Annotated in this window: 13 protein-coding genes and 1 riboswitch; of the genes, 7 read left to right on the top strand and 6 right to left on the bottom strand. The window is 61.2% G+C overall.

All coding sequences use genetic code 11. The features are described from left to right. Positions 1-78: riboswitch (SAM riboswitch) on the bottom strand. A gap of 74 nt (positions 79-152) precedes the next feature. The 3 genes from HY2_RS01100 to recA form a co-directional block, all read right to left on the bottom strand. Continuing rightward, positions 153-563, bottom strand: coding sequence for a GNAT family N-acetyltransferase (locus HY2_RS01100; RefSeq protein WP_206740969.1), 411 nt, complete (start codon positions 561-563; stop codon positions 153-155). 193 nt (positions 564-756) lie between these two features. Further along, positions 757-3,396, bottom strand: a complete 2,640-nt coding sequence (gene alaS / locus HY2_RS01095) for an alanine--tRNA ligase (protein ID WP_034823872.1) — start codon at positions 3,394-3,396, stop codon at positions 757-759. Between the two features lie 194 nt (positions 3,397-3,590). Then, positions 3,591-4,682, bottom strand: coding sequence for a recombinase RecA (gene recA / locus HY2_RS01090; RefSeq protein ID WP_034823870.1), 1,092 nt, complete (start codon positions 4,680-4,682; stop codon positions 3,591-3,593). 156 nt (positions 4,683-4,838) lie between these two features. Between recA and HY2_RS01085 the strand changes: the two genes are divergently transcribed. Then, positions 4,839-5,051 carry a DUF2093 domain-containing protein gene (locus HY2_RS01085; RefSeq protein WP_034823869.1) on the top strand — a complete coding sequence of 71 codons (213 nt, stop codon included), beginning with the start codon at positions 4,839-4,841 and terminating at the stop codon, positions 5,049-5,051. Then, complete coding sequence (locus HY2_RS16525; protein ID WP_051594589.1) at positions 5,051-5,944, top strand: M23 family metallopeptidase; 894 nt, start codon at positions 5,051-5,053, stop codon at positions 5,942-5,944. Before HY2_RS01085 ends, HY2_RS16525 begins: the two co-directional genes overlap by 1 nt. A 236-nt stretch (positions 5,945-6,180) precedes the next feature. On the opposite strand, the gene HY2_RS01075 is transcribed toward HY2_RS16525, so the two are convergent. Then, positions 6,181-6,903, bottom strand: a complete 723-nt coding sequence (locus HY2_RS01075; protein WP_034823868.1) for a hypothetical protein — start codon at positions 6,901-6,903, stop codon at positions 6,181-6,183. Between the two features lie 101 nt (positions 6,904-7,004). Here HY2_RS01075 and HY2_RS01070 point away from each other — a divergent pair, with 101 nt between their 5' ends. Further along, positions 7,005-7,787 (top strand): hypothetical protein, encoded by a 783-nt coding sequence (locus HY2_RS01070; protein ID WP_051594588.1) that lies wholly within the window; start codon positions 7,005-7,007, stop codon positions 7,785-7,787. 6 nt (positions 7,788-7,793) lie between these two features. On the opposite strand, the gene HY2_RS01065 is transcribed toward HY2_RS01070, so the two are convergent. Then, positions 7,794-8,765, bottom strand: coding sequence for a quinone oxidoreductase family protein (locus HY2_RS01065; protein WP_034823866.1), 972 nt, complete (start codon positions 8,763-8,765; stop codon positions 7,794-7,796). Positions 8,766-8,826: 61 nt separating this feature from the next. Between HY2_RS01065 and rnhB the strand changes: the two genes are divergently transcribed. The 4 genes from rnhB (at position 8,827) to ttcA (ending at position 11,545) form a co-directional block, all read left to right on the top strand. Further along, the gene (gene rnhB, locus HY2_RS01060) at positions 8,827-9,411 is read left to right on the top strand and encodes a ribonuclease HII (RefSeq protein WP_034823978.1); all 585 of its coding nucleotides are present in this window, start codon (positions 8,827-8,829) and stop codon (positions 9,409-9,411) included. Positions 9,412-9,543: 132 nt separating this feature from the next. After that, positions 9,544-9,966, top strand: coding sequence for a GIY-YIG nuclease family protein (locus tag HY2_RS01055; RefSeq protein WP_034823864.1), 423 nt, complete (start codon positions 9,544-9,546; stop codon positions 9,964-9,966). Between the two features lie 161 nt (positions 9,967-10,127). Continuing rightward, entirely contained in the window at positions 10,128-10,589 is a 462-nt protein-coding gene (locus HY2_RS01050; RefSeq protein WP_034823862.1) for a helix-turn-helix domain-containing protein, read from the top strand. 62 nt (positions 10,590-10,651) lie between these two features. Continuing rightward, the gene (ttcA, locus tag HY2_RS01045) at positions 10,652-11,545 is read left to right on the top strand and encodes a tRNA 2-thiocytidine(32) synthetase TtcA (protein WP_051594587.1); all 894 of its coding nucleotides are present in this window, start codon (positions 10,652-10,654) and stop codon (positions 11,543-11,545) included. A 101-nt stretch (positions 11,546-11,646) separates the two neighbouring features. Here the strand turns inward: ttcA and HY2_RS01040 are convergent. Next, on the bottom strand, positions 11,647-12,133 hold a 487-nt coding region (locus tag HY2_RS01040; protein WP_034823860.1), incomplete at its 5' end, for an acyl-CoA dehydrogenase family protein.

Here is a 12,133-nt window from a genome sequence, read left to right as displayed (position 1 = left end):
CGGAGTTACCGCGCAGCCTTTTAGCAAGTTATTTAACGTGGCTGCAAGCCGACCGACCAAATCACCACGGGGCCCTTACATAAGCGCCCCGTGGCTCAAGTCAATTGCCAGCGTGTACCGGGCCAATGCCCGGCTCAAGGTACAGCCCCGTATCAGAGGCGCGCCGCTTCACGCTCACAGCGCAGCGTGATCACCTCAAACGGCATGCCCTGTTCATCCGTCCCGCTGCGCCCTACCTCCTCAAACCCGATGGATTTATAGAAGCGCTGCGCCTGATCATTCAGCGCATAAACCCCAAGGGTGAGGAACGCGCGGGCCTCAAAGGCACGGGCCAGCAGGCGTCGGCCTGTCCCCTTACGTTGCGAGGCAGGGTCGACAAACAGTCCCCCCACATAAGCCCCTCTGAGGCCAATGAAACCCACAGGTTTACTGCTCTGCACGGCCACATACGTATCCCCTTCGGGCAGATATATGCTTGCCACAAGCGCCTGCTGTGCCACCAGATGCTGATCCGGTAGAAAGCCATGCACAAGACGGGAAGCCCGCAGCCAGATGTCGCTCAAAATATCATTATCTTCCGCCCTATAGGGACGGATTTTTATTTGGGCCGTCTTCACCGAACCCTCCGATTGAATAAAAATATCTACACGCATGAAAAAGCATGCCCCGTCACGGGCGTGTCGTTCCGCCGGGGCGGGCCTCATTTTTTCCTGCGCATAAACCTCCTTCGCTCAATCGCGACGCAGTTGACGCACCTTACCCTTTGATCAGAGCCCGGACAGCCTCCAGAGCCTCTTCGGCCTTGTCCGTATCGGGACCACCGGCCTGGGCCATATCCGGACGGCCTCCGCCGCCCTTACCGCCCAGCGCCTCGCTAGCCGCCTTGACCAGGTCCACAGCGGAAAATCTGTCGGTCAAATCCTTTGTCACACCCACGGCCGCGCCTGCCTTGCCATCAGCCACGCCGACGAAGGCCACGATGCCGGAGCCAATCTGCGCCTTGGCCTCATCGACCAGAGTGCGCAGCTCCTTGCCGCCAACACCTTCAGCCACACGGGCCAGAAGCTTGATACCGTTGATTTCTTCCGGACCAACAGGCGCAGAGCCTCCACCGCCCATGGCCAGCTTGCGCTTGGCTTCGGCCAGCTCCTTCTCCAGGCTACGACGCTCATCACCCAGAGCCGCGACACGGCGCGGAACATCCTTGAGCGGAACCTTCATCTGCTCGGCCAAATCAGCTGCGATCTGCGCGCGGCCTTTCAGATATGCCAGCGCCTCAGCACCTGTCGCCGCCTCGATCCGGCGCACGCCAGCGGACACGCCGCTTTCGGACGTGATGACAAAGACGGCGATGTCGCCCGAACGCTCGACATGCGTGCCGCCGCAAAGCTCCACCGAATAGCGTTTATCATCGCCTGTCCCCATGGACAGCACACGGACTTCATCGCCATACTTCTCGCCAAACAGCGCCAGCGCACCCGCCTCGATGGCCTTTTCCGGGGTAGTCACCTGAATGCCCGTCTCGAGGTTTGCACGGATCTGAGCATTGACCTCATCTTCCACAGCCTCAATTTCGGCCGCAGTGAGTGGACCATTGTGGGAGAAGTCAAAGCGGAAACGGTCAGCCTCAACGAGAGAGCCTTTCTGCGTGACATGCTCACCCAGAACCTTGCGTAGCGCAGCATGCATCAAATGCGTAGCGGAGTGATTGGCCATGATGGCCTTGCGGCGCTCACCATCGACATGAAGCGAGGCCGTTTCACCAACCTTTACCTCACCGGAGACGAGCTCCCCGATATGCACATGTAGATCGCCTGCCCTTTTTTGCACGTCACGCACGATAAAGCGTGCGCCGCCATCAAACACGATCTCGCCATGGTCAGCAGACTGACCACCGGATTCAGCATAGAAAGGCGTTTCATTGAAGACGAGCTCTGCGGCGCCGGCGTGAAGCGTGTCCGTCAGCTTGCCACCAACCGCGATGGCAACCAGCTTGCCTTTACCTTCCGTACCGGAATAGCCGCCGAAATTTGTCCGGCCAGCCTCATCGCGCACGCGAAACCAGATTTCTTCTGTTGCCTGATCTCCTGAGGAGAAACCGCCAACACGGCTGCCGGCGCGCTGTTCCTCCAACGCAGCCTCAAAGCCCTCCACATCGACCGTCATGTCACGACTGCGCAGAATGTCCTGCGTCAAATCCAGCGGGAAGCCGTAAGTGTCTGACAGCTTGAAGGCGACCTGCCCCGGTAAGGAGTCTCCGGCGGACATGTTTTCCGTTTCCTTGTCCAGCAGGGACAGTCCATTGCCAAGTGTGCGCTGGAACCGGGCCTCTTCCTGCTCAAGGGCGGATTCGATGGCTGCTTTTGCGCGGCCAAGTTCCGGATAGGCCTTGCCCATTTCCCCGATCAATGCGGGGGTCAGCTTGTACATCAGTGGCTCGCGCGCACCCAGAAGATGACCATGACGCATGGCGCGGCGCATGATGCGGCGCAGCACATATCCACGGCCCTCATTGGATGGCAGAACACCATCGGAAATCAGGAAGGCCGCCGTGCGGAGGTGGTCTGCAATCACACGGAAAGAGGCCAGTTTATCCCCTTCGGCTTTCGATCCATAGAGGTCTTCTTCCGCAGCGATCAGTGAACGGAACAGGTCGATATCATAATTGTTGTGCACGCCTTGCAGAACGGCGGCAATCCGTTCCAGGCCCATACCCGTATCAATGGACGGCTTGGGCAGGTTTTCACGCGCGCCACCTGCCAGCTGATTGAACTGCATGAAGACCAGATTCCAGATCTCGATAAACCGGTCGCCATCCTCATCCGGGCTGCCGGGAGGGCCACCGGCGACATCTTCACCATGGTCGAAGAAGATTTCCGAGCACGGTCCGCACGGACCGGTATCGCCCATGGACCAGAAATTGTCGGACGTGCCGATCCGGATAATCCTGGAATCGTTGAAGCCCGCCACCTTCTTCCAGATGTCGGCCGCTTCATCGTCTTCTGCATAGACGGTCACCAACAGGCGTGCAGGGTCCAGGCCGAATTCCTTGGTGCAAAGCTCCCACGCAAATGCGATCGCCTCATCCTTGAAATAATCGCCAAAAGAGAAATTGCCGAGCATTTCGAAGAATGTGTGGTGACGAGCCGTATAGCCGACATTGTCGAGATCATTATGCTTGCCGCCGGCACGCACACATTTCTGGGACGTAGTGGCGCGCGGAGCTGGCGGAGTTTCGGCGCCGGTGAAGATATTCTTGAAGGGCACCATACCTGCATTTACAAACAGGAGTGTCGGGTCATTCTGCGGAATGAGCGGCGCGGAAGGCTGGCGCGCGTGCCCCTTTTTCTCAAAAAAGGAGAGATAGCCTTCGCGAATATCGTTAACGCTCGTCATGTGCAGCTCTCAAATCCTTGCAATCCAGTGATCCGATACCGAGTCACCCGGCACCTATATTACAATGGCGATATAAAGGCCCCTTTGCGGCACGCCAAGGAGGCTGCACCACAAAGGGGCAGTTCGCAGGTGAGAGAGTGGGGTATGACGCCGGGCAAACCCATGCCGCCCGGCGTAAAAAAGGTTGGGCCGGATCAGGCTTCCGCGGCGTCCGGTGTATCGTCTTCCTCGGATTCCATGCCGGCATTCAGCAATTCATCCGCCAGAAGCCCGGCATTCCGGCGCACGGCATCTTCGATCTCATCGGCAATCGCCGGATTTTCCTTCAGGAAGGTGCGTGTCTTCTCACGGCCCTGGCCGATCCGCTCACCATTGTAAGAGTACCAAGAGCCCGATTTCTCGATGACATCAGCCTTGACGCCCAGATCGATCAGTTCGCCTGTCTTGGAAATGCCCTCACCATAGAGGATATCGAACTCGACCTGCCGGAAAGGCGGGGCAACCTTGTTCTTGACCACTTTCACGCGCGTCTGGTTACCGATCACTTCATCGCGATCCTTGATCGCGCCGATACGGCGGATATCCAGACGTACAGACGCGTAGAATTTCAAAGCGTTACCACCGGTTGTGGTCTCCGGGCTGCCGAACATGACGCCAATCTTCATCCGGATCTGGTTGATGAAGATCACCATACATTTGGACTTGGAGATCGAGCCGGTCAGCTTGCGCAGAGCCTGGCTCATCAGACGTGCCTGCAGGCCCGGCAGGGAATCCCCCATCTCGCCTTCAAGCTCCGCCCGCGGAGTCAGCGCCGCCACGGAGTCGATGACCAGAAGGTCCACCGCGCCGGAACGCACAAGCGTGTCAGCAATCTCCAGCGCCTGCTCGCCCGTATCGGGCTGCGACACGAGGAGATCGTCCAGATCAACGCCCAGCTTGCCAGCATAGACCGGGTCCAGCGCGTGCTCTGCATCAATAAACGCGCACACACCACCATTCTTCTGGGCCTCTGCCACGCTGTGCAGCGAGAGCGTTGTCTTGCCGGAGCTTTCCGGACCGTAGATTTCAATGATCCGACCCTTGGGCAGGCCGCCAATGCCGAGGGCAATATCCAGTCCCAGTGATCCGGTTGAGACGGCCTCAACATCCATCACTTTCTTGTCGCCAAGGCGCATGACCGAGCCTTTACCGAAAGAACGTTCGATGTTGCCCAGCGCTGTCTCGAGAGCTTTCTGCTTATCCACGCCTGAATCCTTGTCCACGAGTTGTAGCGCCGCTTTGGCCATGAGTCGTCTCCTTAGGTCTACCATGAGGGCTGATTTGGCAAAGCCCCCGATTGCCAGTCTTGACTCACATGTACCATATTTGTTCCGCAGAACAAAGCAGAAACTTTATGTTCGCGGCATCTTTTCATTGCCCAAACGATCAGGCATGATGAAGACATGCTGACACGTTCCTCTTCCCCAAGCGGCGAAGCGCGCCTTCGCTATCTCGATGCCGACGTCGAAGTTATCACGCCGGGCGATTATGTTGTCTGCGCGGTGACCGGCCGGAAAATTCCGATCCGCGCGCTGCGCTATTGGAGCGTGGACCTTCAAGAAGCCTATTGGGATGCGGAAGCGGCAAATTCCCGCATGATAAAGGCGGAGGATTGATGCGCCGCGTCCTTCTGCTTGCGCTGGCGGCCATGGGCGCAGCCTGCGCCACGGCAGAATCCCCGGTCAAGCATAAGGCCACCCAGCTGTCCGCCGTCGAGTGTGGGGGCGTGCTGACCCAGGGCGGGCTGGTCATCTGCCAAGGCCCCGCCGAGACCGTGTTCACGGTGGCCGGCATAAAGCTCACCACAGATGAGAGCGGCACGGCCCAGTTCGGCCTGTCGACCGTTGCTCCGAGCGTAATCGGCTGGTCGCATGAGAGCGGCGCTTATGGCGACCTCAAGATTGCCGAGCGCAATGATGACTATCGCGAGATCGACGGCTTTGACTGTGACAAGGTGGATGCCCGCTCTGAAGAGCAGAAGGCCCATGCCGGTCGCAGCTGGGTGAAGAAGCAGGATGCCTTTGCCCGCTTCAATCCCGGCCCTGGCGCGGTCACCGGATTCATCAAGCCGTCGGCTGCCCCGACCTCATCGCCGTTCGGCCCGACGCGGAAATATACCGGCGTCTCCAAAGTGACCGGCGAGGCCTGCGAGAAGGTCTCGGTCCATCGCGGTTATGACATGGCCGCCCCGGTGGGCACGGAGGTTGTGGCGCCTGCGGCGGGCACCGTGACCCTGGCCGATCCGGACCTTTATTATGAAGGTGGCACCGTTTTTCTGGACCATGGCCACGGGCTGGTCTCGGTTTTCATGCATTTGTCCGAAGTGGACGTGACACCCGGCGACACGGTTCAACGCGGAGACCTGCTGGCCAAGACCGGCAATACCGGCCGTACGACCGGGCCGCACCTTCACTGGGCGGTGAAGTGGCGAAACCCCGAAAGCAAAAGCCGCGACGGGGATTTCTATATTGACCCGGCCCTGCTTCTGGACCTGCCGGTGACGGACTGACGGCCCGCGCCAGCATGGTTAGCCCCGGCTGAACCGGCCCCTTCAAAACTGACCGATTTTGCTCACGCAGTCTTCACGGGCTGAGGGCATTCTGCACCTCGACAGGGAAGAAAACAGAGGCCTGAAGGGCGGCGCACATTTCCCGCTTTTGCCCGCCCAACGCCGCCCGCCCCGCGCTCCATCAGAAAAGGCGGGGTGGGCGGTTTTTCATTTTCGCAAAACAGGACGACGCGTCACTAGCCACTGGCAGGCCGGGGCGGCGGCTTATAGGCGTCCAGATCCGCCCAATGGCAGAAACACCAGGCATCATAGAGTTTTCCCTGTAGCGGGTCTTTCCGCCTTAGCCGCCGGCAATAACCGGGCGGTCGCCCAACGCGCAGCGGATGCGTGCGGCATGGCTTTTGCCGTATCACCTGAAGACGTCGCGCTTGCCACAAGGCCATGCGGCGTGCGGCCTTTTCCGGGTCTTCGCAGGAGGCTTCCAGCCGGGCGAGCCGGCGGATCAGGCCACCTGCCTCCATCTCCTCCGGCATCTGCGGGGCTTCGGGCTCTGGCGCGCGGGGCGTGCCGAACACCCAGATGGACGGTCTGGCGCTATAATCAATCGAGCTGCGCTGACCAGGTATATAGAGCGGCCACGTATCCGCCACCGCCAATTGGCCGGGCCCTTTCGGCGTGGCCGATGTCTGGACCGGCGCAGCATGAGGGCGGCGCGCGGCCTGCCCGGCGGAAGGCTTGGGTGGGCTCCATGTCACCTCAATCTCCATGGCGCGCAGATAGATCATGCGCCGCACCAGAGATTCCAGAATGCGCAGCTTTCGCCGTGCGCCATAGTAGACCGCATACGGAACGAGGTCGCTGCCATCCCCCAGACGCTCGCGCAGCTGTACGAGCAGCCCGGCCACAAAGGGCCAGGCTTTCTCCAGCCATCGGCGCGTTACGGGGTGCATCTCGAACATGGGGTAAGCATAGACTCAACTTGCGCGGGGTAGGATAAGTTTATGATCTTCGCCGGAGAGCCCTTTCCCCGGCAGCCGCTGAAAGGCCCCAAATGCGGACTATGGCAGACCATTTGAGCGCCTTTGTGGCGCGCGCCATCGCACAGGCGGGCGGCGCGGTGCCGATCCTGTTTGTGTCGGGCGCGCAGGGCATCGGCAAGTCCACGGCGCTGAAGCGCGTGATCGAAAGCGCACCGCACCGAATTGCCGGCATGAGCCTGGATGATTTCTATCTGACCCGCGCCGAGCGCGCGCAATTGTCGGAAAGCGTGCACCCTCTCAGTGGAACTCGCGGCCCGCCCGGCACGCATGATGTGGCGCTGCTGGGGCAAACGCTGGACGCCCTGCGGCATGGCAGTGAAGGCGTGCCTGTGCCGGTGTTCGACAAGCGACGGGACGACCGTCTGCCCACAGAAGAGTGGCGCGCCCTGCCCGCGCGGCCGGATGCGATCCTCGTTGAAGGCTGGATGATGGGCGTGCTGGCGGATTTTGCCTCTCTGGAAACCCCGCCGCTGAACGCCGTGGAGGCAACGCCGGGCGCGCTCGCCTGGCGGCGCTGGCAGGAGGAACAGCTCGCCGGGCCCTATGCCGCACTATGGGACATGGCAGACGCTTTCTGCCATCTCGACGCGCCGGGCTTTGACTGCGTGCTGCGCTGGCGCACCGAGCAGGAAGCGCAAAATCAGGGCATAGCGCTCGTCGACCTGCCCGAGGCGCGTAAGGATTGGCTACGGAATTTCATCGCTCATTATGAACGCCTCACCCGCCGCATGCTCAACGGCGGGAGGCGTGATGGCGTTGTGGTGAAGGTGAGCGTGGATAGAAGGGTTATGGTCGAGTCGTGACCCACCCTACGGAATTAATACCGTTGCGCCTGTCGTTGTGCCGCTTTCTATGGCTTCGTGGGCCTTGGCGGCGTCTGTGAGGGGGAAGCGTTGGCCGATGTCGGCTTTCAGGGTTCCGGCCTTCAGGGCACTGAAGAGCAGGCTAGCGCCGCGGGCGAGGCTTTCCGGGGTCTGAATGAAGCTGAACAAAGTCGGTCGCGTCATGACGAGCGACCCGCCTTGTGCGAGCCGCCCCGGCGGGATCGGGTCTACCGGCCCCGAAGCATTACCATAGGTGACGAACCAGCCCGCCGTGCGCAGGCTGGACAGACTTTCTTCCGCGCTGATCTTGCCGACACTGTCATAGGCGACATCCACGCCGCGCCCATCCGTCAGATCACGCACTTTGCGCGCAACGCCTTCATAGCCGACAATCACGTCTGACGCGCCGAGCGCCCTGGCCTTTTCGGCCTTTTCATCGGTCGAGGTGACGGCGATGACACGCGCGCCGAGGCTGGCCGCCCATGGCACCAGCAGGCTGCCAACGCCGCCGACCGGAGCCCAGACCAGCGCCGTCTCGCCCGCCTGAATCGCGCGCACCTCAAACAGCAGGGCCCAGGCCGTCAGCCCCTTCAGCAGAACGGCAGCAGCCTCTTGCGGGGGCACTTCCGCCGGCAGGGCCAGCATACGGTCTGCCGGGCCGGTGAAGTGGCTGGCATAGGTGCCCGCGCCGAGATAGGCGACCGCATCGCCAGGCTTCAGGCGGGTGACGCCCTCACCCACTTCCTGCACAATGCCCGCGCCTTCCTGGCCCGGCGTGAAGGGCAGGCGCACGGGGTAGAGACCCGTGCGGTGATAGGTGTCGATGAAATTAAGGCCGGAGGCGCTCTGGCGGACAAGGACTTCGCCAGCGCCGGGCTTGCGGGGCTCAAACTCTTCAACCTTCAGGACTTCCGGCCCACCGGTCTCATGCATCTGGATGCGATATGGATGTGTCATGCCTGCAGTTGAAGCGCGGAGCGCGCTGGAGCGCAAGAGCGACTCGCGTTTCTGTGGCGAGATGAGTGGCAGTCTTCTTCTTGTGGCGGGCGTCGATGAGGCGGGCCGGGGCCCCTGGGCCGGACCGGTGACGGCGGGCGCGGTGATCCTGGACCCGGCACGACCGATCCAAGGCCTGACCGATTCGAAGAAGCTGACCGAGAAACGCCGAGAAGCGCTGGCCCCGATCATCCGCGAGCGGGCGGCGGCCTGGTGTGTTGCGCATGCCAGCCCGGAGGAGATCGACCGGCTGAACATTCGCGAGGCGACTTTCCTGGCGATGGTCCGCGCGATTGAGGGCCTTGGCCTGACGCCGGAAGAGATCCTGATTGATGGCAATGCCCTGCCAAAAGGCCTGCCCTGCCCGGCGACGGCCATTGTGAAGGGCGATCTCACGGAGCCCGCAATCTCTGCAGCCTCGATCCTGGCGAAGACGACGCGGGACGCGCTGATGCGCGAGATGGACACCGCCTTCCCGGCCTATGGCTTTGCCGGACACAAGGGCTATGGAACGGCTGCCCATGCCGCAGCGCTGACCCTGCACGGCCCCTGCCCGCATCACCGGATGAGCTTTGCGCCGGTCAAACGTGCCCTGCAAAACGCCTGAGTCCCCCCTGCCGGTTTAACAAATTGGGCAAACTTGTAAGGAATTGACCCAAGCAAGGCCCGGAAACAGCCACATTTTAACCCCTGATTAACCAAGGCGGTAGAGCTTCCCGCATATCTGGAGGGACACGCGATGTGGATTCTTTTTGGCTGGCATACCTGGTGGGGGGAATCCGGGCGGCCGTACCGATTCAAGATCACGCTGACAAAGAACGGCCTGCCCGATGGCGGCGGCATCTATGTGTTCGTGCGGCGCCGTTTCGTGTTCTTCCTGTTCCCGCTCTATATCGGCAAGGCGACGAACTTCAAATCGCGGCTGATCGGCCATGAGCGCTGGTGGGAAGCCTGGTGGAAGCGCGGCGCGACAGAGCGGCACGTGCTGGTCATCAAGAAACCGGGAGACCGGGCGCGCGTCGAAGAGGATCTGATCCGCAACTATCAGCCACGCATGAATGACATCCTGATCCCGCGCGGCACCCATGACGGCCCGAACAATCCCCGGCTGCGCCGCTGGTGGAAAATCAAGCGCTGGTTCCGCATCCCGTTCTTTGGTTAGGCTGCCGACTCCTGGAAACGCGATTTTCGTGATATTTCCGGCAATTGGCAGGCTCGTGGCGTGGTGCTGGCGGGCACGTGACGCATACATGGCGTGGCCCGTCAGGGCTTTTTCCGCTGTCTGGATGGGGTAAGTTTCACCCTGCGCTGGAGACAAGACAGATGCAATTTCAGGCCGACACCAACAAGATCAAACGCTGGAGAGAAGAGCGCCATTGGTCGCAGGAACACCTTGCGGACCTCGCCGGGATTGGCCTGAGAACGGTGCAGCGCATCGAACGCGGCGACAAGGCATCCGGCGAATCCCTGAAGGCGCTGGCGGCGGCGTTCAATGTCGACGTCATGGCACTGACACTCGACGCAAAGACCGAGGCCGAAGCGCTGGTGCGCCAAAAGCAGGCCAAGGTGACCGCAGGTATGCGGCTAGCCTTCTTCATCCACCTGGGCAGCTATCTGTTCGGCATGCTGCTGTTCGCCGGCATCAGCCTGGGCATAGGCGGTGACCATTATGTGATGCTGTGGCCAACTATCTGGTGGACCGTAGGCTTCGCCGGCCATGCCCTGACAGTGGTCATCGTGGAACTGACCTATCGCTATGAGCGGGAAGTCGGCATGGGGAAATGACGCGGAGGCGGTTTCTGCGCCGGGGTCTTCCTGTTTTTGGCATCTCGTGAGATAGGGCGAGCATGGCAGATGATGCATCCTCCTTCTCCACGGCGCCGCCCCTGTTTGCAGATGCGCCAAGCGGCGTCAGCTTCAAGAAGCTGCGCAAGCGGCTGGTGCGCGGTGCGCTGAAGGCGATCGACGACTACAAGATGGTCGACCGACGCGCGGTGGATGCCGGTGAGGCAAAGCGCCCGAAATGGCTGGTCTGCCTGTCAGGCGGCAAGGACTCTTATGGCCTGCTGGCCGTTCTGCTGGACCTGCAATGGCAGGGCGCGCTGCCGGTGGACCTGATCGCCTGCAATCTAGATCAGGGCCAGCCGGGCTTTCCGAAACATGTGCTGCCGGAGTGGCTGGACAAGGTGGGCGTCAAGTATCGGATCGAGACGCAGGACACCTATTCCATCGTCACCGAGAAAGTGCCGGAGGGGCGCACTTTCTGCGCGATGTGTTCGCGCCTGCGCCGGGGCATTCTCTACCGCATCGCGCGGGAAGAAGGCTGTGACGCCATCGTGCTGGGCCATCACCGCGACGACGCTCTGGAAACCTTCATGATGAATTTCGTGCACGGCGGACGGCTCGCCGCGATGCCGCCAAAATTGCTGAATGATGAGGGCGACTGCTTTGTGCTGCGGCCGCTGATCACCGCAGCGGAGGACGACCTCGCCAAGTTTGCCGAAGCGATGGAATTCCCGATCATCCCGTGCAATCTGTGCGGCAGTCAGGACGGGCTGCAGCGCGTGGCGATGAAGCAAATGCTGGACGAGTGGGAACGCAAGAAGCCGGGCGTGCGCCAGGTGATGGCCCACGCGCTGGCGACGGTACGACCGAGCCACCTGCACGATGCGCGCGTGTTCGACTTTGCCGGTCTGACAATTGGCGATGCAGGCGAAGACGACCCGAATGTGCCATTCTAAAAGCCGCCCTCCCTGCAAAGAGGGAAGACGGCAGATGATTTCAGACCCGAAAGCTAAGCCGTGGCATCAGCCCTGAACCTGTTGAGTAATTCCGGTACGGATCAGTCCCACTGAATGCCGGTTTCCGGTTTGTGGGTTGGATAGCTCGTGTCGCGGTATTTGCGGAATTCGTTGCGCGCAATCGCCCGCAAATGCACCTCATCCGGACCATCGGCCAGGCGCAGGGTACGAATCTTGGCATAACTTTCCGCCAGGCCGAAATCACTGGTCACGCCGCCGCCGCCATGCGCCTGAATGGCGTCATCAATGATCTTCAGGGCCATGCGAGGGGCGGCGACCTTGATCATGGCGATCTCATTTTTGGCGATCTTGTTACCCACCGTGTCCATCATATAGGCCGCTTTCAGCGTCAGCAGGCGGCACATTTCGATCTCGACACGCGCCTCACCGATACGCTGTTCCCAGATGGAATGGTCTGCGACGCGCTTGCCAAAGGCCTGACGGGTGAGCAGGCGTTTGGCCATTTTCTCCAGCGCGACCTCTGCCGCACCGATGGTACGCATGCAGTGGTGGATGCGGCCAGGCCCG

It is taken from the genome of Hyphomonas pacifica (assembly GCF_000682675.1).
GTDB classification, from domain to species: domain Bacteria; phylum Pseudomonadota; class Alphaproteobacteria; order Caulobacterales; family Hyphomonadaceae; genus Hyphomonas; species Hyphomonas pacifica.
This window is presented reverse-complemented; position numbering and strand designations above follow the sequence as displayed.

Excerpts from the sequence above, each read along its gene's own strand:
- HY2_RS01070 (WP_051594588.1), top strand. The coding sequence starts at position 7,005 with ATGGCAGACCATTTGAGCGCCTTTGTGGCGCGCGCCATCGCACAGGCG.
- alaS (WP_034823872.1), bottom strand. The coding sequence starts at position 3,396 with ATGACGAGCGTTAACGATATTCGCGAAGGCTATCTCTCCTTTTTTGAG.
- HY2_RS16525 (WP_051594589.1), top strand. The coding sequence starts at position 5,051 with ATGCGCCGCGTCCTTCTGCTTGCGCTGGCGGCCATGGGCGCAGCCTGC.
- HY2_RS01085 (WP_034823869.1), top strand. The coding sequence starts at position 4,839 with ATGCTGACACGTTCCTCTTCCCCAAGCGGCGAAGCGCGCCTTCGCTAT.
- recA (WP_034823870.1), bottom strand. The coding sequence starts at position 4,682 with ATGGCCAAAGCGGCGCTACAACTCGTGGACAAGGATTCAGGCGTGGAT.
- HY2_RS01050 (WP_034823862.1), top strand. The coding sequence starts at position 10,128 with ATGCAATTTCAGGCCGACACCAACAAGATCAAACGCTGGAGAGAAGAG.
- rnhB (WP_034823978.1), top strand. The coding sequence starts at position 8,827 with ATGAGTGGCAGTCTTCTTCTTGTGGCGGGCGTCGATGAGGCGGGCCGG.
- ttcA (WP_051594587.1), top strand. The coding sequence starts at position 10,652 with ATGGCAGATGATGCATCCTCCTTCTCCACGGCGCCGCCCCTGTTTGCA.
- HY2_RS01075 (WP_034823868.1), bottom strand. The coding sequence starts at position 6,903 with ATGTTCGAGATGCACCCCGTAACGCGCCGATGGCTGGAGAAAGCCTGG.
- HY2_RS01065 (WP_034823866.1), bottom strand. The coding sequence starts at position 8,765 with ATGACACATCCATATCGCATCCAGATGCATGAGACCGGTGGGCCGGAA.
- HY2_RS01055 (WP_034823864.1), top strand. The coding sequence starts at position 9,544 with ATGTGGATTCTTTTTGGCTGGCATACCTGGTGGGGGGAATCCGGGCGG.